At 45.9% G+C, this 21,639-nt stretch carries 20 protein-coding genes; 10 read left to right on the top strand and 10 right to left on the bottom strand.

Going from position 1 to position 21,639, the window contains the following annotated elements:
- The first annotated feature begins 6 nt into the window (after positions 1 to 6).
- The gene (locus D8S85_RS09290; protein ID WP_127074992.1) at positions 7 to 981 is read left to right on the top strand and encodes a hypothetical protein; all 975 of its coding nucleotides are present in this window, start codon (positions 7 to 9) and stop codon (positions 979 to 981) included.
- A gap of 1 nt (position 982) precedes the next feature.
- On the opposite strand, the gene D8S85_RS09285 is transcribed toward D8S85_RS09290, so the two are convergent.
- From D8S85_RS09285 to D8S85_RS09275, 3 genes are all read right to left on the bottom strand, one after another.
- Positions 983 to 2,314, bottom strand: a complete 1,332-nt coding sequence (locus D8S85_RS09285) for a dihydroorotase (RefSeq protein ID WP_106480469.1) — start codon at positions 2,312 to 2,314, stop codon at positions 983 to 985.
- 138 nt (positions 2,315 to 2,452) lie between these two features.
- A complete protein-coding gene (locus tag D8S85_RS09280) occupies positions 2,453 to 3,187 on the bottom strand; it encodes a polyprenol monophosphomannose synthase (protein WP_106480468.1) in 735 nt (244 codons plus the stop codon).
- An 11-nt stretch (positions 3,188 to 3,198) separates the two neighbouring features.
- Positions 3,199 to 4,491 (bottom strand): UDP-N-acetylmuramoyl-tripeptide--D-alanyl-D-alanine ligase, encoded by a 1,293-nt coding sequence (locus tag D8S85_RS09275; RefSeq protein ID WP_106480467.1) that lies wholly within the window; start codon positions 4,489 to 4,491, stop codon positions 3,199 to 3,201.
- A 148-nt stretch (positions 4,492 to 4,639) separates the two neighbouring features.
- On the opposite strand from D8S85_RS09275, the gene ispF reads away from it, so the two are divergent.
- Entirely contained in the window at positions 4,640 to 5,119 is a 480-nt protein-coding gene (gene ispF, locus D8S85_RS09270; RefSeq protein ID WP_106625054.1) for a 2-C-methyl-D-erythritol 2,4-cyclodiphosphate synthase, read from the top strand.
- Between the two features lie 33 nt (positions 5,120 to 5,152).
- Here the strand turns inward: ispF and D8S85_RS09265 are convergent, their stop codons facing one another.
- From D8S85_RS09265 to D8S85_RS09255, 3 genes are all read right to left on the bottom strand, one after another.
- Complete coding sequence (locus tag D8S85_RS09265; RefSeq protein ID WP_228423175.1) at positions 5,153 to 6,175, bottom strand: META domain-containing protein; 1,023 nt, start codon at positions 6,173 to 6,175, stop codon at positions 5,153 to 5,155.
- Between the two features lie 49 nt (positions 6,176 to 6,224).
- Positions 6,225 to 7,736: a GH3 auxin-responsive promoter family protein gene (locus D8S85_RS09260; protein WP_106480465.1), complete on the bottom strand. Its 1,512-nt coding sequence runs from the start codon at positions 7,734 to 7,736 to the stop codon at positions 6,225 to 6,227.
- 84 nt (positions 7,737 to 7,820) lie between these two features.
- Entirely contained in the window at positions 7,821 to 8,426 is a 606-nt protein-coding gene (locus D8S85_RS09255; protein WP_106480464.1) for a ribonuclease HII, read from the bottom strand.
- Positions 8,427 to 8,597: 171 nt separating this feature from the next.
- Between D8S85_RS09255 and D8S85_RS09250 the strand changes: the two genes are divergently transcribed.
- The 4 genes from D8S85_RS09250 (at position 8,598) to D8S85_RS09235 (ending at position 12,933) form a co-directional block, all read left to right on the top strand.
- Positions 8,598 to 9,611: a hypothetical protein gene (locus D8S85_RS09250; protein WP_106480463.1), complete on the top strand. Its 1,014-nt coding sequence runs from the start codon at positions 8,598 to 8,600 to the stop codon at positions 9,609 to 9,611.
- Positions 9,612 to 9,679: 68 nt separating this feature from the next.
- A complete protein-coding gene (locus D8S85_RS09245; RefSeq protein WP_106480462.1) occupies positions 9,680 to 10,144 on the top strand; it encodes a DUF4268 domain-containing protein in 465 nt (154 codons plus the stop codon).
- Positions 10,145 to 10,158: 14 nt separating this feature from the next.
- On the top strand, positions 10,159 to 11,262 hold the full coding sequence (locus D8S85_RS09240; protein WP_106480461.1) for a pyridoxal phosphate-dependent aminotransferase: 1,104 nt from the start codon (positions 10,159 to 10,161) through the stop codon (positions 11,260 to 11,262).
- Positions 11,263 to 11,364: 102 nt separating this feature from the next.
- A complete protein-coding gene (locus D8S85_RS09235) occupies positions 11,365 to 12,933 on the top strand; it encodes an ATP-binding protein (RefSeq protein ID WP_106480460.1) in 1,569 nt (522 codons plus the stop codon).
- Between the two features lie 7 nt (positions 12,934 to 12,940).
- Here the strand turns inward: D8S85_RS09235 and D8S85_RS09230 are convergent, their stop codons facing one another.
- From D8S85_RS09230 to D8S85_RS09220, 3 genes are read right to left on the bottom strand one after another with little or no spacing between them, the layout of a single operon-like run.
- Complete coding sequence (locus tag D8S85_RS09230; protein WP_106480459.1) at positions 12,941 to 13,453, bottom strand: IbrB-like domain-containing protein; 513 nt, start codon at positions 13,451 to 13,453, stop codon at positions 12,941 to 12,943.
- A complete protein-coding gene (locus tag D8S85_RS09225) occupies positions 13,440 to 14,744 on the bottom strand; it encodes a DUF3440 domain-containing protein (protein WP_106480458.1) in 1,305 nt (434 codons plus the stop codon). Before D8S85_RS09225 ends, D8S85_RS09230 begins: the two co-directional genes overlap by 14 nt.
- A complete protein-coding gene (locus D8S85_RS09220) occupies positions 14,719 to 15,138 on the bottom strand; it encodes a hypothetical protein (RefSeq protein WP_106480457.1) in 420 nt (139 codons plus the stop codon). Before D8S85_RS09220 ends, D8S85_RS09225 begins: the two co-directional genes overlap by 26 nt.
- 210 nt (positions 15,139 to 15,348) lie before the next feature.
- Between D8S85_RS09220 and D8S85_RS09215 the strand changes: the two genes are divergently transcribed.
- Both D8S85_RS09215 and D8S85_RS09210 read left to right on the top strand, forming a co-directional pair.
- A complete protein-coding gene (locus D8S85_RS09215; protein ID WP_127074991.1) occupies positions 15,349 to 16,032 on the top strand; it encodes an HlyD family secretion protein in 684 nt (227 codons plus the stop codon).
- Positions 16,029 to 17,579 carry a DHA2 family efflux MFS transporter permease subunit gene (locus D8S85_RS09210; RefSeq protein WP_106480455.1) on the top strand — a complete coding sequence of 517 codons (1,551 nt, stop codon included), beginning with the start codon at positions 16,029 to 16,031 and terminating at the stop codon, positions 17,577 to 17,579. The genes D8S85_RS09215 and D8S85_RS09210 overlap by 4 nt, the downstream gene beginning before the upstream one ends.
- Before the next feature lie 10 nt (positions 17,580 to 17,589).
- On the opposite strand, the gene D8S85_RS09205 is transcribed toward D8S85_RS09210, so the two are convergent.
- Positions 17,590 to 18,606, bottom strand: coding sequence for an aldose epimerase family protein (locus D8S85_RS09205; protein WP_106480454.1), 1,017 nt, complete (start codon positions 18,604 to 18,606; stop codon positions 17,590 to 17,592).
- Between the two features lie 155 nt (positions 18,607 to 18,761).
- Here D8S85_RS09205 and D8S85_RS09200 point away from each other — a divergent pair, with 155 nt between their 5' ends.
- Positions 18,762 to 19,916: a galactokinase gene (locus D8S85_RS09200; protein WP_106480453.1), complete on the top strand. Its 1,155-nt coding sequence runs from the start codon at positions 18,762 to 18,764 to the stop codon at positions 19,914 to 19,916.
- A 24-nt stretch (positions 19,917 to 19,940) separates the two neighbouring features.
- Positions 19,941 to 21,566, top strand: a complete 1,626-nt coding sequence (locus tag D8S85_RS09195) for a sodium/sugar symporter (protein ID WP_106480452.1) — start codon at positions 19,941 to 19,943, stop codon at positions 21,564 to 21,566.
- The last annotated feature ends 73 nt before the right edge of the window (positions 21,567 to 21,639 follow it).

Genomic DNA, 21,639 nt, shown 5'->3' with positions numbered 1-21,639 from the left:
GGTCGGATGATGGGATTTAACGCCATTTTAAAAACCAAGAGGGTTTATATGCTGTATTTGCTGCCATTTATTTTGGCAGCAATCGCTTTTCTACGTTTTACTTTCGGGTCTGATGATTTTTCCGTTTGTTCGGATTTGGGCGTTATTTCTATTCCGGCTTTTCAAGAACAGGGCGGTTTGGGGTGGAAGGGAATCGGAGTGTTGGCTTTGCTGTGCTTGTCATTTCTAGTATTTTTTGTTGCGGACAGGTATAAGTTTTTATCCCAAATTACGGTTCTCCCGGCGGTAGTTTATGCTTTGCTATGTATAGGTGTGATCTGTCGTTACGGGGTGAGTAATTATTTGGTGGCGGCCCTGTGTGTCGTGTTGGCGGTGGATCGTTTGCAGTCGGCCATCGTGAACACGCAATCTAATGCTCCTGTGTTTGGCTTCGGACTTTTTTCTGCGCTAGCGGTTTTGCTTTGTCCGAAATTGATCATGTTAATTGTATGGGCGATTATCGTCCTCCCTTTTTCGGGAAGGGCGGCGTTGAAGGATTTGGTGGCATTGTTTATTGGTATATTTTCTGCACTATTCTTTACGGGGTGCTATTATTTTCTGACCGATCGGTTGGCGACGTTACCGAATGTGTTCGTGCAGGCATTGATGGGCGGGCAAGTATTTTGGAAAATCATGCCAGAGAAAATGGTCGCCTTTGTGGTGATCGGTGTGCTGATCATTGTGTCCTTGTATAATGTCGTGGTAAATTATCCGATGGCGATTGTGGCGCAGCGGCGCGGGATGTTGTCTATGTTATCGATGCTGCTATTCGTGGGGAGTTCGTTGTTTTTCATCCCGTTTAATTGTCACGGGATCACCTTGATTACAGCGATCCCGTTATCTTATATGTTTACCCAATATTTTATTTCACACCGGACCCGTTGGTTGGGGAACGTGTTGTTTTTGTTATTTATCGCGGCTTGTGTGCTTTTTATTTTGTAGGTTAATAGAATGTCAGCATTTCCCCGCGCACATGGTCATTGATCTTTCCATGATCGTACACGATTTGCCCGTTCACGAGTGTCATGCTTACCTGATAGGTAAAGGACATTTCTTCGAGGGGAGACCAACCGCATTTGTAGAGTAAATTTTCTTTCTTTACCCTCCACGGGTGTTTTTCGAAGATGGCAATGTCTGCTTTGTAACCTTCCCGTAGATAGCCTCTTTCTTCGACATGGAAAATGTCGGCGGGTGCATGACACATTTTGTCCACGATATTTTCAAGCGTGATCTGACCTTTCTCCATGAGTTCCAGCATGACAACCAGCGAGTGTTGCACCATCGGGCCTCCGCTGGCTGATTGGGTGTACACTCCGGCTTTTTCTGCCGGAAGATGGGGGGCGTGATCTGTGGCGATGATGTCCAGACGATTGTCATTCAAGGCTTGCAACAGGGCTTGACGATCTTCTTCGGTTTTGATGGCAGGATTCCACTTGACGAGGTTCCCTTTGGTGTGGTAGGCCTGATCGTTGAACCAAAGATGATGAACGCATACTTCTCCGGTGATATGTTTTTGAGTGCGGGGCCCTTGATCCAGTAATTCCAGTTCTTCTTTTGTGCTTAAGTGAAGAATGTGCAGGCGGCTACCGTACTTGCGTGCCAGCTCGGCAGCCAGCGAAGAGCTGGTGTAGCAACACTCTCGACTACGGATTAAGGGGTGGCAGAACGGAGGAATGTCTTCCCCGTACTGTTGCTTGTAGAGTTCCAGGTTCCAGTTTATCGTGGGCGAATCCTCACAATGGGTTGCGATAAGAATGGGGGATTCTGCGAATATTTTTTCCAAGGCTTCCCGATTGTCCACTAGCATGTTTCCCGTGGAAGAACCCATAAATACTTTGATTCCGCAGGTTGTGTGTGGGTCTACCTTTTTAATTTCCTCGATATTATCAACAGTGGCACCGAGGTAAAATGAATAGTTGACAGCCGCATTCTCCTTGGCTATCTGTTGCTTTTCCCGGAGTAACGCGTTGGTTACGGTGGGAGGTTTCACGTTAGGCATATCCATGAAAGAGGTCACACCTCCTGCAGCTGCCGCCCGACTACCTTCCCGGATATCTCCTTTGTGTGTGAGTCCGGGTTCGCGGAAATGTACTTGATCGTCGATCACTCCCGGTATGATATATTTTCCCGTGGCATCAATAATTTTGATGTCTCCGGGGACTGCATCTAGCTTACCTTCTATGATTTTTTCGATACGATCGTTGTGAATCAAGAGGTCTCCCTTGAAGGCTCTCCCTTCATTTACGATGGTTCCACCTTGAAATAATAAACGCATATTGATTTTAGATTTTAGATTTTAAATTTTAGATTCCGGCCGCATGGGGCTGACGCTTTAACTACCCCCTCTGGCTCCCCCTTGCACAGGGGGAGGACTGAAATGCTCACCGTCTTTGGCATAGCTACCAGTTCCTCCTTAATTTTTAATTTTCTTACGTTTTCCCAGGCTCCGGAGTTTCATCGTGATAACTCCCCAAAAGGCTTCGTTGAAGATGCCACCACTCATTTTGGATGTACCGAGGGTACGGTCGGTGAAGATGATAGGAACTTCTTTCAGCTTGAATCCCATGGTCCATGCCGTGAATTTCATTTCGATCTGGAAGGCATAGCCTTTAAAACGGATGTTGTCGAGATCAATGGCTTCCAAAACTTTCCGGGTGTAGCAAACGAATCCGGCTGTGGCGTCATGTATTTTCATGCCCGTGATAAATCTCACGTACTTGGAGGCGAAATAGGACATGAGTACTCGTCCCATAGGCCAGTTCACGACGTTAACACCTGTGACGTAACGGGAGCCGATTGCCATATCGCCTTCCCCACTTTTGCAGGCGTGATACAGTTTAATCAGATCATCGGGATTATGGGAAAAATCGGCATCCATTTCGAAGATGTAATTGTACCCGTGTTCCAATGACCATTTGAATCCGGTGATATAGGCCGTGCCGAGTCCCAGCTTTCCTTTACGTTCGATCATGTGAAGTTGCGGGAATTCGGATTGAAGACGTTTGACAATTTGAGCCGTGCCGTCGGGAGAGTTGTCCTCTATAACGAGCACATCAAACTTTGGTTCCAATTTAAAAACATAACGAAGAATATTTTCGATATTCTCTTTCTCGTTATAAGTCGGTATGATGACAACTCTGTCGTTCATGGTCTATTGTTTTATAAATATTCTGTAATCCTTTCCAATTTGTTTCCCCTCGAACCTTTTATCAGAATAAAAGCATGGCGGATCTCGTGCACTTTGAGATACTCGATCAGCGTGTCCGTGTCGGGAAAGTAACGCGTAAAGGTATAGTTATTTGCAATGGTTTCAAAACTCGGTCCCACGAGGAATACTTGGGGAAAATGGTTTTTCTTCATGAGCTCCACGATGTTTTTGTGGGATTCCTCGGAGATGGCTCCCAGTTCACGCATCTCCCCGATAATTAGTAATTTGTTGTCTGCCTTCATTTCTGCAAAATTGGAGATGGCGACTTGCATACTACTTGGGTTGGCGTTGTAAGCATCCAAGATGATCGTGTTGCGATTTGTTTTCAGTAGTTGCGAGCGAAGGTTAGAGGGGGTATAAGCCTCGATGGCGGCTTGTATTTGCAAAGGATCGATATTGAAATACATTCCTACCGTGGTAGCAGCCATGGCGTTATCAAAGTTATATCCCCCGATGAGCTTCGTCCGGATATATAGTTGTCCGTGGTGGGTCTTCAGTGCATACACGAGGTAAGGGGTGGTCTGAACGATTTCCCCGTTCGTGAAATGACCATCTATGCCGTAGGTGTATCTTTTCTGATTTTCTGATAATTGGCATAGTAATTTGTCTTCTCCATTTACGAATAAAATTCCCGATTTTTCCTTCACGACTTCGTAAAGGGCGCTTTTGGTTCGGATGATATTTTCGTAACTTCCGAACCCTTCCAAGTGGGCATATCCGATGTTCGTGATGATACCGTAATCCGGTTCAACGATCTTGCATAGTTCTTTTATTTCCCCCGGATGATTGGCCCCCATCTCCACGATGCCGAATTCCGTGGAGGCATCCATGCTTAACAACGTGAGGGGTACTCCGATGTGGTTGTTTAAATTGCCTTTTGTGGCAATGGTGTTATATTTTTGAGAAAGAACGGCGTGACACAATTCTTTGGTAGTCGTTTTTCCATTTGTGCCAGTGATTCCCAAGATAGGAATATTTAATTTCCGGCGGTGATGGTTCGCCAATTGTTGCAGGAATTGCAGGGTGTCGGGAACGAGTACGCATTGGGGTGCCGTGTTGTAGGCAACTTCGTCAATGACGACGTGTTTCGCTCCTTGGGCCACCGCCTTCGCTGCAAAAGTGTTACCGTTATGATTTTCACCCTTCAAGGCGATAAATATATCTCCATCCTTTACCTCTCTAGAGTCTGTTGTAATCCGGCTACCCGCCAGAAAAGAGTTATATATTAGTTCGAGCTCTTTCATTTTTTCATAATATCCGATCAGAGTGACAAATTTATAAAAATAAATGAACCCTGAAACGATTTTGGAGGTATTGATTTTAGATTTTAGGCTTCAGGGGTATGACCGAGCGGTTTTTTCATTAATATTGCAGAAGATTAATACAATTACGATGAAAATAAAAACAGGTATAGGGATTGATATCCACCGCTTAGAGCCGGGATTGGACTTTTGGCTAGGAGGAATTAAACTGGAACATGAAAAAGGGTGTGTAGCCCATTCGGACGGGGATGTGTTGATTCATGCGATATGTGATGCACTTCTGGGTGCTGCCGGATTGGATGACATCGGGGTATATTTCCCGGATACGGACCCCGCTTACAAGGGAATTGATAGTAAAATTCTGTTGAAGAAAGTGATCGACATGATCGAGGACAAAGGGTTTGCTATCGGTAATATTGATTGCGTGGTATGCCTGCAAAGGCCCAAAATCAAAATGCGTACCTTGGAGATGCGGGAATGTTTGTCTGAAATCATGGGGATTGATGTAGATGAGATTACCATCAAGGCTACCACGACGGAGAAGTTGGGATTTGAGGGGAGAGAAGAAGGGGTTTCGGCTTACGTGACGGTGTTGATTATTAAGTTATAAAAAAGGGACTCATTGCGAGTCCCTTTTTTATAACTACTTCTTTGCATGCAGTTTCAATACTTTCCCGTCAGGAAGGGTTAGTTCCGCCTCTTCCCCTTTTCCAATCAAGCTTACTTGATCCTTTTTGTACATGAAACCGGAAGCCATGCGTTGTTGCGATAATTCGTATGTTTGGTCGTCAAGTTTCACAACCGCCAGTTCTTCCGCGGGATAGAAGGTGATTTCTACTTGGTATAACATTTTGGTTTTGCCATCACCACCTTGGAATATCATGTTGACCACGCTTTCTGGGGTTTCGGTGTATAATGTTTCTCCGCGTTGTTCGATGATCCATTGTCCGTTTACTTGTCTTACGTTATAGGTATCATCGTCCTCCACGTTCCAAGCATAACCGCCTCCCGGTAGTTCGCGTCTGTTCAGTAACGGGAGGTTTTCCATGTCGGGAATGAATATTTCTGCCAACGTGGAGTCGGTTGAGAACACGATGAACGTGGAAAGCGTGGCTTGCGGGTCGTTGATCGGGTTCATGCGAATGCCAGATTCAAACAAACGGATACAGTCTTTTCTAGCTTCAGACCAAGTGTAGCCTGCAGCACCGTTACATCCGTGAGCGTCGTTTGCGACACCGATGATTTCTTCTTCTGTTTTAGGCACGAAAACGAGAGTTTGTTTCCGGTCTTTGTCCGTTAATTTCAATTCTTTGTTTTCAATGCTGTACGAGGTCATAGTGGCCAACGTCTGCATGTACTCGCCCTCGAACTGGAGATCCGGACAAGCCATCATGGTGCTTCCGCCCGGTTCAAACTTGATGGTATTCCCTTTCGTGGAATATTTCCCAAAAAATCGGTTACATCCGGAGAAGCCGTACATCGTGTTGGTGTCGGTCAACATAAGGGTGGGAACTCGTTGCGGAAGAGCGGTTTTCCCCTTTGTGGTTGTCATCTCTTTCAATTGCCATTCATTGGCCGTCAGTTGCGCTTTGTCACCGTTATTGCTTTTACAGCCGGAGAAACCAAGCGTCACGGCGATCATCATTAAAATAGTTGTTTTTCTCATATGTGTGTGAATTTGCTTTATCTGTGAAAAATTTATTATTTGAATCTTATCATGAATTCATTTTTAGTAATTCGTCAATATGCGTACGGTCGTTCCATAGCTGCGGTACTTTATTCTGTCCACCGAGTTTCCCTTTTTCTTTCAGCCAGTCGGTGAAGAGGTTGGGTCGTGCTGCATGAAGAATCAAGCGCTGAAGAGACATATCTTTATAACGTTTGGCCTCGTAGTCTGAGTTTACTTTCTTTAGTTCGGAATCGAGAATATCGGCAAAATTTTCCAAGTCCGCGGGTGGAGTACCGTATTCGATAATCCATTCGTGGGCTCCTTTTTTACCATTATCCATGAAGACCGGGGCTGCCGTGAATGCCGTGACCGTAGCTCCGGTTTTCTCACAAGTCTGTTTTAAAGCCTCGATGGCGTTATCAATGATCAGTTCTTCCCCGAAAGCGTTGATAAATAACTTTGTCCTTCCCGTGATTTTGAATTTGTAGGGGCGGGTAGAGGTGAACATAATCGTGTCTCCGATCATGTAGCGCCAAAGTCCTCCGTTGGTGGAGATGACAAGCGCATAGTTCACACCGGTTTCCACTTCTTCCAGAAGAAGTGCGCGGGGATGCGGTTTGGCCAGTTCGCTGATCGGCACAAATTCATAGTAAACACCATAGTCCAGCATCAGGAGCATGGACGAGTCGTTGGGGTCATCTTGTAACCCGAAAAAGCCTTCCGATGCATTGTAGGTCTCCATGTATTTCATTTTCGGATCGGGCAACAAGCGTTTGTATTGCTCCCGGTAGGGGGTGAAGTTTATGCCCCCGTGGATAAACAGTTCCAGGTTGGGCCATACTTCGTGAAGGTTGCTTTTGCCCGTGCGCTCCAAAATCCGGTTGATGAGCGTGAGAAACCAAGAGGGTACTCCCGCGAGACTGCGTACATCTTCTTTGATGGTGGTGTCGCATATCTTTTCGATCTTCTCTTCCCATTCACTCATGAGCATGATCGATTGGTCGGGAGTCTTCATCATGTTGGCCCAAAACGGGGTATTGGAAATCAGTATGGCAGACAAGTCTCCGTAGCGACAATTGTTGTTCGTCTTGGATATTTCGCTACTTCCCCCTAGGGCTAAGGTCTTTCCGTTGAATACTTGTGCCTCCGGGTAAAGTTTGTTGAATATGGAGATTACATCTTTACCACCCCGGAAATGGCAGTTTTCCAAAGATTCTTTACTGACCGGGATAAACTTGCTTTTCGCAGCAGTTGTTCCTGACGATTTGGCAAACCACGTGATGGGTTCCGGCCATAGAAGGTTTTGCTCGCCGTTCATTAATCGTTCGGAATAGGGCGCCAGCTCTTCATAATGAATGATGGGAAGGCGCTCCCGATATTGTTCGGCCGTCAGAATAGAATTAAAATCGTATTTTAGTCCGTATTCCGTTTCGGCAGCTCTGCGAAGTAATTCAACCAACGTGTCTCGTTGCACTTGAATCGGATTTTCTTTGAAGAAATCGATTTGTGCTAATCTTTTGCTCGAGAACATGGATATGATGGAATTGATTACGGGCATAGAATTAAGTTAAAAGTTATAAGTTAAAAACTAAAAGTTGATCCACACTACAAAGTGTAACAACTATTGTACCATTTGTTATTTTTAATGATCGAAATCCAGTTTTAATTGCGGGTCGAGCAACGTGAAACTTTGTCGATGGTAAGGGGTGATACCATGGAGTAAAATGCCTGCCCGATGTTTTTTAGTCGGGTAGCCTTTGTTGCTGATCCAATCGTAAACGGGATACTTGTCATGCAATTTTTTCATGTATTCGTCCCGGTGTGTTTTGGCCAAAATGGAGGCTGCCGCGATGGCCATGTATTTCCCGTCCCCTTTTACGATACAATGGTGTTCGATATTCCGGTAGGGTTTGAATCGGTTGCCATCAATCAGAATGTGTTCCGGAGTGATTCTTAATTGCGCCAGAGCCCGGTGCATCCCTTCGATGGAGGCATTGAGGATGTTGATCTTGTCGATCTCGTTGTTGTCCACGCTGGCTACGGCCCATGCCAAGGATTCCCGTTCAATGATCGTGCGCAACTCCTCCCGTTTCTTTTCGGAGAGTTGTTTCGAGTCATTGAGCATTTCGTTGGAAAAGTCTTCAGGGAGGATTACCGCGGCCGCGAAAACCGGTCCTGCCAGACATCCTCTACCGGCTTCATCGCATCCGGCCTCGATTTTATCTTGATAGTATTTTAATGTCAGCATACTTCAATGGATTCATAAAATCAAACTAGCAATGTTATCATTAAGACAAATATAGAAAGAACTTGTGAAATAATGGCGGGATTTGGATAAATAAATAAATTTTAGGGGTAACATATTGCAGGAATTATTGCTGGGATGTAATTTTGTATAATTATTGTAATACTTGAAAGGATGAAAAAAATATTGATTGTATGGATGGGTATTTGTGCCTTTTTCTTTTACTCTTTTATTCCGGCACAAACTGAATTTAGCACAACGAAAGAGGTGGAGGATATAGATTCGACTCTAGCTGTGATTGCCTATTTTAATAAACACGATACACTTGTTTACTGGATTAGTGAGGCGGAATGGAGTGTGAATGGCGAGGACACGGTGAGGACATCCGGCGTGTGGACAAAAGTTATGGTTACGGTTACGGATTCGACAAAGAAGGGATACGCGATGGAATACCGTTTCTTGGCATTTGAAGGCGACTCGACAGTCTCTTCTGAAATAGGTGATTTCCAAAATCAGCTTGTTCGTAAGTTGAGTGAAAAGCTGGTTGGCACAACCATTCGTTTCCGCACGGATGAGTGTGGGCAGATTTTGCGATACGATAATTTGAAAGGGATAAAGAAACAAGCAAAGGCCCTTTTCAAGGAGGCATGTGATGAATTGATGCAGTTGCCACTCATGGATAGTTTGCGAATGATCGGTTTGGATATGACTTCTTATTTGAAATACGTGGATATGGATGAATTGGTGAAGGGATATGTGGAGGAGTTGGAATTACTGTTTCAATGCCATGGTTATTCCTATGAATTGGGACAGACACAAACGAGTGAGGAGGCCACGGAAGATCAATATGCATCGGATTCTTATACATCGGTCGAATATGATGCCGAGACGGGCGATTATGAATTGGTGTTTGATGTAAATAATAACATTCCACGGGAAGAGGTTAAAGATTTGCTTCGGGCGCTGATGCAAGGCGTGAAGGGAAATGATGAGTTAACTTCTAATTTTGAGCAGGAATTTGACAAGCAGGTGAAAGATGAGGCGGTTTTGAATACTTATTTTCGAATAAAATATTTTCCAGAGGGATGGCCTTCCGAGGTGGTAAGTCAAACGAACTGGATGATCGGAAATAGAGGAAAGTTAAAACAGACCTATATTAGATGGGATTATATTTCTACTTGTAATTAAGATGTAAAGCATTTCCCGTTGATTGACGTGAATGATGTTTTTTAATATGAACGTTTAAATTGTAAGGAGTGTTCACGAAAGAAGAGGCAAAAGAGATGCGAGTAAAGTTCTGGGATGGTTTCAAGCGTTATTGCAAACGGAAACATATTTACCGGAAATGGGTGCTGACGGGGGTAAAAATACGATCTACGCAATTGAAGTTTTACGTGGATCGGGAGAAAGCTCTCGTGTTGTTTCAGATAGATCATAAGAACGAATTGCGTCGATTTGAGGTGTATGAGTGTATGCTCTCTTACCAGACATTATTTCGGGCAGAGTGTGGTGACGATTTGAAATGGGAAGAGGAGTATTGGGGTGTTGAAGGACAGGAGATCAGTGCTATTTATTTTGAATTGCCGGGAGTGAATCTTTACCGGGTGGAAGATCATGAGCGGATATACGCGTTCTTTGCCGAGAAAATGCCTTTGCTTGAAGATCTTTATTACGAGTATAAAGATTTGATAAATGAACGATTAAAACAAGATAATAATTAAAACGCTGGATTGCGATGAAAATAAATAAGAGTGGGGCCGCTCTTTCCCGTATCGTGCAAATCGGGGAGACGCTGAAAGAACTTTCCCGGAAGAATGGGAAAGAGTATTTGCCGTTGAATAGGGGTGTGAACCAAGTGGTAAATATCGACTTGACAGAAGTCGTGAAATCGATCGACTTTAATTCTCCGGAGATTCAAGTCTACCCGCATGGGGCCGGACGTCCGGACTTACGGGTGGCGATTAACGAGGAGTTCTTTGCCGGGAAGTCTTCACCGGATAATATACTGATCACGGCAGGAGGGATGCATGCCCTTGATCTCGTGGCACAGACCGTGAATATCGGAAAGTTATTCTTGCCCTCGTACTATTGGGGATGTTATTTCAAGATGCTCAAGATTCGTTCCGTGGAGAGCGAAGGATATGACAGTCAGTCGGATTTACTCTCTATGATCGATCGTCTACGGGGAAATGCCGTGCTGATCAGCGATCCGAGTAACCCGTTGGGAGACAAGCACGATGACGAAGAACAGTTGAACATCATTCGGGTGTTGAATGATGCCGGAGTGGTGATTTTTTATGATTGTCCTTATCGTCGGTTGTTTATGGATGCTTCGGACGATTATTATACGCATCTGATGAACTTGGATAACGTGATTATTACCGAGAGCTTTAGTAAGTCGGTCGGTTTAAGCGGACAACGACTTGGATTTATCCACACGTGTAACAAGGAATTGCATGATGAATTGGAGGTGAGAGTAATGTATAACACGAATGGAATTAACGGTTTCGCACAGGAACTTGTATTGCGTTTACTGACAACGCCGGAGGGGAAAAAGGCCGTGACTGAATTTAAAGAACGTACCACCCGGGATATAGCTTTAAATATCGAGTATTTGCGGGGAAGAGGTTTGTTGGCTGAAGAGTTTTATCATGGAACCACACCGCGGGGTATCTTCGTGATCGTGAATCGTAGTGAGGAAGAGCTACTGAAACATTATATCGGTGCGGTATCACTCTCTTTCTTCACGAAAACCCGACAAGAGTACGCGAAAGATTATTCCCGTATCTGTGTCTCCGTACCTCACGACAAGTTGATGAAATACTTTGAAACGGTTTGATAAAGTCTTACAGATTCCTCCTCTTTGAGGATTTGTAAACTTTATGAACTTTGTAACTAAGTTTTTCGTAACTTTGTCTAAATAAAAGCAAACAGAACGGTTATGAATCAAGCATTATCCTTTCCTCGTAAGATGCCTATTGGCATACAGAGTTTCGAATACATTCGTCAAAACGATTTCATGTATGTAGACAAAACAGAGTTTGTCTATCGTCTTGCGACTATGGGTAAGCCCTATTTTCTCAGCCGTCCCCGGCGCTTTGGTAAGAGTCTGTTGCTTTCAACGATGGAGGCTTATTTTCTAGGCAAACGGGAACTTTTCAAGGGACTTGCCATTGAAAAGTTGGAAACGGAGTGGAACGTTCATGCCGTGCTGCATCTCGACCTGAATGCCGAAAAATACGATTCTCCCGACCGATTACACGATATGTTGGAACGGCAGTTGCTTCACTGGGAAGAGATTTATGAAACCGGAGGCAAGGGGATTACTCACTCCGGTCGTTTCATGGAAGTCATTCGAAAAGCGTACGAGAAAACCGGACGGGGGGTTGTTGTCTTGATTGACGAGTATGATAAACCTTTGCTCAACAGTTTTCATGATGAGACTTTGCAAAAAGCCTTCCGTGATACGCTGACCGCTTTCTACTCCGTGTTGAAAAGTGCTGACCCGTGGTTACGCCTTGTTTTCATTACCGGGGTAACCAAGTTTGCACAGATGGGAATATTCAGTAATCTCAATCAACTTAAAGATATTAGTCTCGATCCCCGGTACGCCACGCTTTGCGGCCTTACCAGTGAAGAGATTCGAGCAAACTTTACCCCGGAGTTAAAGTCTCTGGCCGAGGCAAACAACCTTGACGGGGAGGCTTGCATGGAACGTCTCACCCGTATGTACGACGGGTATCATTTTAACTACCGAGATTGGGTAGGTGTCTATAATCCGTTTAGTATACTTAATGTGTTTGACACGACCATGTTCGATAACTTCTGGTTTGCTAGCGGGACTCCCACTTTTCTTGTTGAAATCTTGAAAAAGACAGATTTCGATTTACGTGAACTCGATGGTATAGAGGTTTCTGCCGCATCCCTTACTGATGACCGGACTGACATCAACAATCCAATTCCCATGATTTACCAAAGTGGTTATTTGACTATTAAGAAATACGATGAACGTTTCCAGATATACACTCTCGGTTTTCCCAATGAGGAAGTAAAGTATGGGTTTCTCAACTTTGTTACTCCATTTTATACTCCAGTCAAGGAAACAGACACGAGTTTCTATATTGGTAAATTTATCCATGAGTTGGAATCGGGTGATCCCAATGCCTTCCTCGCTCGCCTGCGAGCTTTTTTTGCCGGAATCTCTTATGAGTTGAACGATCGTACTGAACGTTATTACCAGACCATCTTTTATCTCGTTTTCAAGCTCATGGGACAATTCTCCGAGGCTGAAATACGAAGTGCCAAAGGACGGGCTGATGCTGTTGTGAAAACTGCCGACTACATTTATGTCTTCGAGTTCAAGCTAGACGGCAGTGCAGAACAAGCCCTTGCACAGATAGACGATCGGGGTTATCTCATCCCCTATACTGTCGATGGTCGGAAACTTGTGAAAATCGGAGTCAATTTCGATCCGAAAGAAAGAAATATCGGGGAATGGAAAACGAATTAATTTAGCCTCAATCATCTACTGTCAAGCTAAATTCCTTGTCGGCAAATAACTCTGCTAGGCCGGAGATTTGCTTTAAACGGAGCAACTCGTCCTTATCCATCCCGATGTTGCGCATGATCCAACTGTCGGACATTCCGGCTTTGGTCAGCTCGGCCACGATTTCCGTCATCAATTCGATACTGTGTGTTCCTCTTGCCCGGTTGTGCCGGATAGTAGAGGCCATACGGTTGGAAATATCTTTATTGATGACAACGACCGGGAGTAACCCTTTTTCCCGTTCGAAGATACGTTGGGAGGTCTTCATGACTTTATAGCGGTGAAAACCATCCACGAGTTCATAAATATCCTTTTCCGGAATGTAGTAACAGACACAGGGCATCGTGTAACCGTCTTCCCAGATGGATAGTTCCAATAGCTTCATTTCCGGGGGAGCGACGACATTCGGGTTGTAGGTATTGGCCACCACCTTGTCAACCGGGACGGCAATAACGTTGTACACGGGACTTTTATATTCTTCCATAAGACTCTATGATAGATTTATATTTTTGCATAACCTTAGCCCGGCGTTCTCGTTCGGCTTTCAAGGGGGAAAATCCCATGTATTTGCAGGCGTGATCGTTTTTCAAGATGCAAATACAGATACGCTTGAACGTGGGGAGTTCTTTAAACTCCGGGATATGTATATCATCTTGATAATCCATGCGCACGGGCTTTTTATCTGTCTTGTAATTTGTCGATTCACTAACCGTGATGGGGATTCCCATTTGTCGGAGCTTGGCGATGGTCTCTTCTGCCAGGCAACCACCTTTGTTTCGCCAGAATTCCATGCTCACGGAGAGCTTGTGCAAGTAGTTTTCCCTTGCCTCTTCCGGTAGGGTGCAAAGGAGAAATTTGAAGTAATCCGACCAAGTCATGTTCTTCGGTAGGGTGATGGCTTGCCAGCCCATGGCGGATGTTCCCCCGTATAACCCGGTAAAATTAACCCCGTTGACCCGGCTGATCATCTTACCCCACGTATCCGGGTCGATGGCCCGGTAGAGCTTCAAGCTGGAAAGGGCCTGCGAGATAAACGGACTAGCCACTCGCTGCCTTTCAAGAGGCACCCCGGCTTGGTAGTAAAGATCGTACAAGTGGTTGTAGTCCCATTGAAATTTTCCGTTGGCCGTCCAGACATCCGTGGTGAGCCAGTCGTATATGGGGTAAGCGTTGAAGATGTTTCTCGTTACCTTGCGTGTCCATTTCAGGTGCTTGTAACTGTGGTAATTCCTATCCCGGTGGATGGCTTGCCAGCGGTGGTAACTTTCCTGCGTGCGAATCCCGATGAGGCAACAAGTGCGCCGGGCATTTTTCTTCCGGTGATACCATTCCGCGAACCCGACTTGAAAATCGTAGTCCCACATCTGTTCGGTGTAAAAATCAAAATCTTCTTTGCGATAGCATGTTTGGGGCATATCCCTAACCCATAGTTCTCGTAGATTGTCGTCCCACGGGCGCCAGAAACGCTGGTACATGGAGGTACAGGTGGAGACTTTGAACGGGATACATACCCGGTAAACTTCCAGCAAGTCCGCGTTGTCTGCGAGCGTGCGGTCCACGTACCGGATCGTCTCGTTGTACTGCACCTCGTAGTCCATGTGGAAAACGCCCAGTTTTCGATTGAGCTTATGCTGACGGATATAGTCAATACAAAGGTTCAGTAAAACCCCGCTGTCTTTGCCACCGGAGAAAGACACGTACACGTTATCGAAATCGGAAAAGATTCGTTCCAGTCGGTTTTGCACGACATTATACACGCTTTTTTTTATTTTCATAAGCTGGCGGATATACCATTTTTATATACAATTTCCACTCTTTTGAAACGATAAAACCGTTTGTCTTGAAGGTTTCTGCATCTCGAGTGTGGGAAACGGCAAAAAGAGGTTGTTCCCCTGCAAATTCTTTTTTCGCGAAGTCAATCAAGGCAGATAGTAACGAGGGAGTGCTTCCCGACACGTAATAATTATCAATACAAGCGCCCGTGCTCTTCATGTCAATAGGCATGAAACCTTGCACCACCCCCTTGTCTGTAGCCACAAGCCATTTGTGGTGAGCGGAGGTCTTAAACGGATAGTTGTTATTGTACCGGAGTACGGGAATACTCATTACCAACGGTGCCACGAGTTGGTATAACCGAGGGTCCGTACCGTGTAATTTTTCTATGTCCATTACCGATCGCTTTTTGCAAAACTAATAAAATTAAGCAATGATTCAAAATAATAATAAATAAACCTTTTATCGTGGGCTTGGGCTAGCTAGTATCCAAGGTGTTTCTATGATCTTGTTTTTGTTGTTTTAGGCATGGGGACTATAACCTAATGTCTTGTTCTGACGTTTATAGGGTGAATATTTTTATTCTAACTAAACTAAATTTGGTCTATGGCAGGTACAACAGTAACAGTCCCCGGTAAAGGGGAGAAGAGGAAAATCGTATTCTTGATTGTTTTTATTGTTGCGGCAATCGTGGTTGCAGTCCTATGGTGGCTGGATTATAGGAAATATATCCGCACGGACGATGCAAATCTTGACTCGTTTCGAGTGAGTGTTTCGGCCCCGGTGGCGGGACAGGTCGTTCGCCTGTACGTGATGGAAGGGGACACCGTGAAACGGGGTGACACGCTGTTGATGCTTGACCATAGTGCCTGCACGGTGATGGCTCCTGTAGATGGCATTATCGGGAAACGTTGGATACTACCGGGTGACCGGATTGAAGCGGGACAAACGGCATTGACCTTGAACCGGGCGACAGATATTTGGGTGGCAGTTTATTTGGAGGAAACGAAGTTCAAGGAGATCTATCTCGGGCAGAAGGCTCAATTCACGTTGGACGCGTACGATAAACTGACTTTCGAGGGACGGGTGTATTACATCGGGGACAACACGGCCTCGGAGTTCGCTCTTGTCCCGCCGAACAATGCCTCCGGTAATTTCACGAAAGTAACCCAACGCATACCGTTGAAAATATCTATCGATAAAGTGGAAGGTGACGACGAGCAGAAGGCCCGGGTAAAGCTGGTTTCGGGTATGTCTGCGACGGTTAAAATCAAAAAGGAGCGACCATGAACGCTATTGCCGCTACGCCGTTAGGAAACGGGAGTTACAAGTGGTTCGTGTTGTTTAACGTCATGTTGACAACGTTCATGGCCGTGCTTGATTCCACGGTCGTCAACACGGGTTTACCCGTGATTATGGGAACACTTGGTGCCTCCATGAATAGTGCCGAATGGATATTAACCGGTTACATGCTTTCCATGGCAACCATTCTTCCGGCCGCCGGGTGGTTATCCGATCGTTTCGGTTACAAGCGAATCTTTATTTTCTCGCTGACGGTATTTACCATCGGTTCGTTCATGTGCGGCAATTCCACGGCAATCGGGGAACTGGTATTCTGGCGTATATTCCAAGGAATCGGGGGTGGTTTGCTGATGCCCGTGGGGATGGCTGTGGTCACCACTGTTTTCCCGGTGGAACAACGGGGTATGGCACTCGGATTCTGGGCGATCGCCTCGGCAGCCTCTGTCTCCTTCGGACCGCTTATCGGGGGGTATCTCGTGGATAACCTGAATTGGAATTATATCTTTTTCGTGAATATCCCGATAGGAATATTCAGCATTATATACACGATGATCGTGCAGCGGGAATACAAGTTGGGGACGAGGCAAAAATTTGACATACCGGGTTTTATCACGTCTGCCATATTTTTGCCCGTATTCCTATACGGGTTGTCCGAGGTGACATCAAGCACGAACACGAAAGGATGGTCCAGCCCGTTGGTGTTGGGATGTATGTGGGTGGCGGTAGTTAGTTTCGTGTTATTCCTTTACACGGAATTGACGGTAAAACATCCCATGATTAATCTCAAGATCTTCAAGGATCATAATTTCTCACTGGCAAACCTGATCGTGTTTATATTCGGGATCGGGATGTTCGGGAGCACCTTCCTAATCCCTTTGTACATGCAGGATTCACTGGGGTATTCGGCCTATCAGACGGGATTGTTCTTCCTGCCCGTGGGATTTTTGCAGGCAGTGGCATCCCCGTTGGCGGGCAATGCTTCCCGGTGGGTGAACCCGAAAGTGGTGATCGTGCTGGGATTATTCCTGTTGTGTGCCAGCTTTTACATGAACTACTCCTTCTCCTTTCTCACGGATAAGTGGTACATTATGGTTAGTCTCTATTTGCGGGGAGTCGGGTTAGGAATCCTTTACCCGCCTTTGCTTAACGTGTCGTTGCGGCAAATCGACAACCGGCAAATGGCACAGGCATCAAGCGTGACGAACATCGTGCGGCAAATCGGGGGAAGCTTCGGGGTAGCCATGTTCAGCCATTTGTTGAGCCAGCGCCAGACATACCACACGGAGCGTTATCACGAAACGATTGCCTACACGGGAGAAACTTATTCGAACATGGTGGACGGGTTAAGTCGCTTTTTTAGGTCGAATGGTGGATTGGGACACGCGGAATCCGTGTCTTATGCGAAACAATATATACTCGAACACGTGGATATGGAAGCCTATATCAGTGGTATTAACGATGTATTTTTCGTGGCTTTCATAACCGCGTTGATGGCCGTGATTCCCATGTTTTTCTTGAAAACCAAACGAAAATAGATCTGTCAGCTTACCCCTCGATTTCCTCCCCGTAGTCTTCTTCCGCGCTGAAACAGTTAAACGAGTAGATCGTTTTGTGGCGATACCGTTCGCCCGGATTCAAACGGGTGGAAGGAAAATGAGGATGGTGAGGACTGTCTGGAAGCATTTGCGCCTCCAGGGCAATTCCCGAATAAGGACCGTAGTGCTTTCCGCCTTTTCCGTTGGCCACGTTAATCTCTTGGCCCGTGTAAACTTGCAAGCCCGGGTAATCCGACAGAATGGTAACCGTGATCCCGTTTTTCGGGTGGGACAATTCGGCCATGAGTTGGGGTTCTATCGGGTTCTCGAACGTGTAGCAATCATCCAACCCCTCTTCCTGCAAGGTGAGGAAAAGCGGTTTGTTGAAATTGAAAGCGTGTTTTTTATCCGCCGATAACACCGTCCCCGTTGGGATTAAATCGGGCGTTATTTCCAAGTATTGCGAGGTATAAAGCCGTAGTTCGTGATTCCCGATATTTTCGTCGGTCGGTCTTAAATTGAAATAGGGGTGTTGCGTGAGGTTCACGTGTGTCGGTTGATCGCAACTGGCTTCGTAAACCACCCGGAACACGTTGTTTTCAATGGAATAGTACACCGTCGCGTCCAGCGTGCCGGGAAAGCCGTTTTCCCCGTCCGGGCTTGTGTAACGCAGGATGAGGTGTTCGTCGTCCGGTTGTTCCACGTCCCACAGGCGTTGGTCGAAACCGGGCGTTCCCCCGTGGAGGGTATTCCCTTTTTCATTCTTGTTCAACGTGTAAGTCGTGTTGTCAATCGTAATCTCCCCGCCTTTGATACGGTTGCCGTAGCGCCCGATGAGCGCGCCGAAATAAGGATAATTCTTCCGGTACTCCGGGTCAATATATTGTTCAAGGGTATCAAATCCTAAAACCACGTCTACGAGCTTCCATCTGCAATCGCGTACAAATATGTTTTTAATAATTCCACCCAGATTACATACGTGAATTTCAAGGCATTCATTCTTGAGAATATATTCTTTCAGTTCCATAATCTATGATTTTAATCGCCTCATAAAAATAGATAATAGAACGTAATTTTCATTCATGTCGGATATAAAATTTAAAAGAAAATACGTTAACTTTGTAGACATGTGGCATTAGCCCCCATTTTAAATTCTAAATTTTAAATTCTAAATTACTTAAAATGGATACAGGCGTGTTGGAAAAAAGATTTGAAGAAATTTACGGGACAACAGTAGAACACCTGTACTTTGCTCCCGGGCGGGTAAATTTGATCGGGGAACATATTGATTATAACGGGGGACGGGTTTTCCCGTGTGCGTTGAGTTTCGGGACTTATCTGGCCGTGACTCCTCGGGACGATCAGAAAATAGCTTTCGCCAGTATGAACCAAACTTTCCGGCTGGAATGTGATCCGACTATTTTCGAGCATAAACCCGCGGAATGGGTAAAATATCCATTGGGCGTGGTGAAAGAATTCGCGGATCGAGGATTTAACCCGTGGGGTTTTGACATCTTGTACTTCGGGGATATTCCGAACGGGGCCGGCTTGTCTTCGTCTGCCTCGATCGAGGTGGTGACGGCGTTTATGCTGAACGATCTGTTGCATGCCGGACTGGACGTGGTGGAGTTGGTGAAAATGTCTCAACGGGCAGAGAATCTCTTCGTGGGGATGAATTGCGGGATCATGGACCAGTTCGCCGTGGGCATGGGAAAGAAGGAACACGCGATCGCGCTGGATTGCGGTACGTTGGATTACGATTTGATTCCGCTACATCTCAATGGATATAAATTGGTGATCACCAATTCAAATAAAAATCATGATCTGGTCACTTCCGAGTATAACGTGCGACGAAGCCAGTGTGAACAAGCGTTGCTCGATATAAATCAAGCATTGAACGTGAAACACCTGTGTGATTTGAGCGAGGAAGAGCTAGAACGAGCGCGACATCTGATTTCCGATGAAACCGTTTATCGTCGGGCTCGTCATGCCGTCACGGAGAACGCCAGGGTGAACGAGGCCATTGATGTGTTGCAAAGGGGAGATTTGGTGCGTTTCGGGGAGTTGATGAACGAATCGCATCGATCCTTGAAAGAGGATTACGAGGTTACCGGTGTCGAGATGGATACACTGGCCGAGGAGGGGCAAAAGTTACCGGGCGTGCTGGGTTCCCGGATCACGGGCGGAGGCTTCGGCGGGTGTACGGTGAGCCTCGTGAAGGAGGACAACGTGCAGGAATTCATCGAGAAACTGGCTTCCGTGTATCACGATAAAGTCGGGTTGAATGCAGAGTTTTACGTGGCGGATATTGGTGACGGGGTAAGAAAGATATACTAAGTATAAACCATAACAATAGGAAAAATGTTGAACACGAGTTTTGAGTTCTGGGATTATTTCATTTTCGGGGCGTATGCCTTAATGATAATCTCCATGGGATTATGGGTATCAAGAGGCAAGAAAGGCGTGCAAAAGACAACGGAGGATTATTTCCTCGCCAGTAAATCGTTACCGTGGTGGGCCATTGGAGCCTCGTTGATAGCGGCCAATATCTCTGCCGAACAATTTATCGGGATGTCCGGATCGGGATTTGCCGTGGGCTTGGCCATCGCTTCCTACGAATTCATGTCAGCCTTGACCTTAATCATCGTGGGTAAATTCTTTTTACCTATATTTATCAAGCAGGGACTTTACACGATTCCCGAGTTCGTGGAAAAACGTTTTTCCACGAACCTGAAGACCATCCTTGCCATTTTCTGGATCGCCTTGTTTATTTTCGTGAACTTGACTTCCGTGCTTTTCTTGGGGGCAAAAGCCATTGATACGATTATCGGTACGGGTAACGGGGAGTTATTTATTCCAGCCATCGTCGGGCTGGCCTTTGTCGCGGCGGCATACTCCATTTACGGGGGATTGTCGGCAGTGGCTTGGACGGATGTGATTCAGGTGGCCTTGCTGATCGTCGGGGGTGTTATCACCACGCTGATCGCTTTGGATAACGTGTTGCCCGGTGGCGGCGTCGTGGAGGGATTTAACCACGTTGTAGACACGGCGGAAGATAAGTTCCACATGATTATCTCGAAAGATAATCCAGAATTCAAGAACTTACCGGGTATTGCCGTGCTTATCGGTGGCTTGTGGGTGGCAAATCTCTATTACTGGGGATTCAATCAATATATAATCCAGCGGACGTTGGCGGCCAAGTCGTTGAAAGAGGCTCAACGAGGTATTGCTTTCGCTGCGTTTCTGAAATTGATCGTGCCTTTAATCGTGGTTATTCCGGGAATCGTGGCTTTCGTGATGTACACCGAATCCAAAGACCCATCCGTGACAGCCATGTTCGAGATGACGGGAGGAAATGATAAAGCCTACCCGTGGCTGATCGGGACGTTTGTCCCCACGGGATTGAAAGGTTTGGTGTTGGCAGCGTTGGCGGCAGCTATTGTTTCTTCACTGGCTTCCATGCTCAATTCGACTTCCACTATTTTCACGATGGATATTTATAAGCCTTACATCGATCGGGATGCCTCTCACAAAAAATTGGTGAGCGTGGGCCGAATCACGGCAGCCGCGGCCTTGGTTATCGCGGGTTTGATTGCCCCCATGATGGCTAATTTCGATCAGATGTTCGTGTATATTCAAGAATACACGGGATTAGTGAGCCCCGGTATTCTGGCCGTCTTCCTGATGGGTTTATTCTGGAAGAAGACAACGAACCGGGGAGCAATAACCGGAGTGCTGATCTCTATTCCCGTGGCGTTGTTGTTGAAGTTCCTGCCCATCGAAATGCCATTCCTCGATCAAATGATGTACACGTTCCTGTTGACGATGGTAACGATTGGTATGGTCAGCTTGGCCACCTGCAAGACGGATGACGACCCGAAGGCCCTCGTGTTGACATCTGAAATGTTCAAGACGGATAAGGCATTTAATATTTGTGCCTACGTGATCTGTATTTTGTTGGCCGTGATTTATACAACTTGTTGGTAAGTCCTATGGTATCAGTCTATCTCCCCTAGCACTCCTTACATGGTAAGGAAAACTGCTTGCTTATAGCGTATAA

The sequence above is a fragment of the Butyricimonas faecalis genome (genome assembly GCF_003991565.1).
GTDB lineage: Bacteria > Bacteroidota > Bacteroidia > Bacteroidales > Marinifilaceae > Butyricimonas > Butyricimonas faecalis.
The sequence above is the reverse complement of the archived record's forward strand: the minus strand, read 5'-3'. Positions and strand labels throughout refer to the sequence as shown.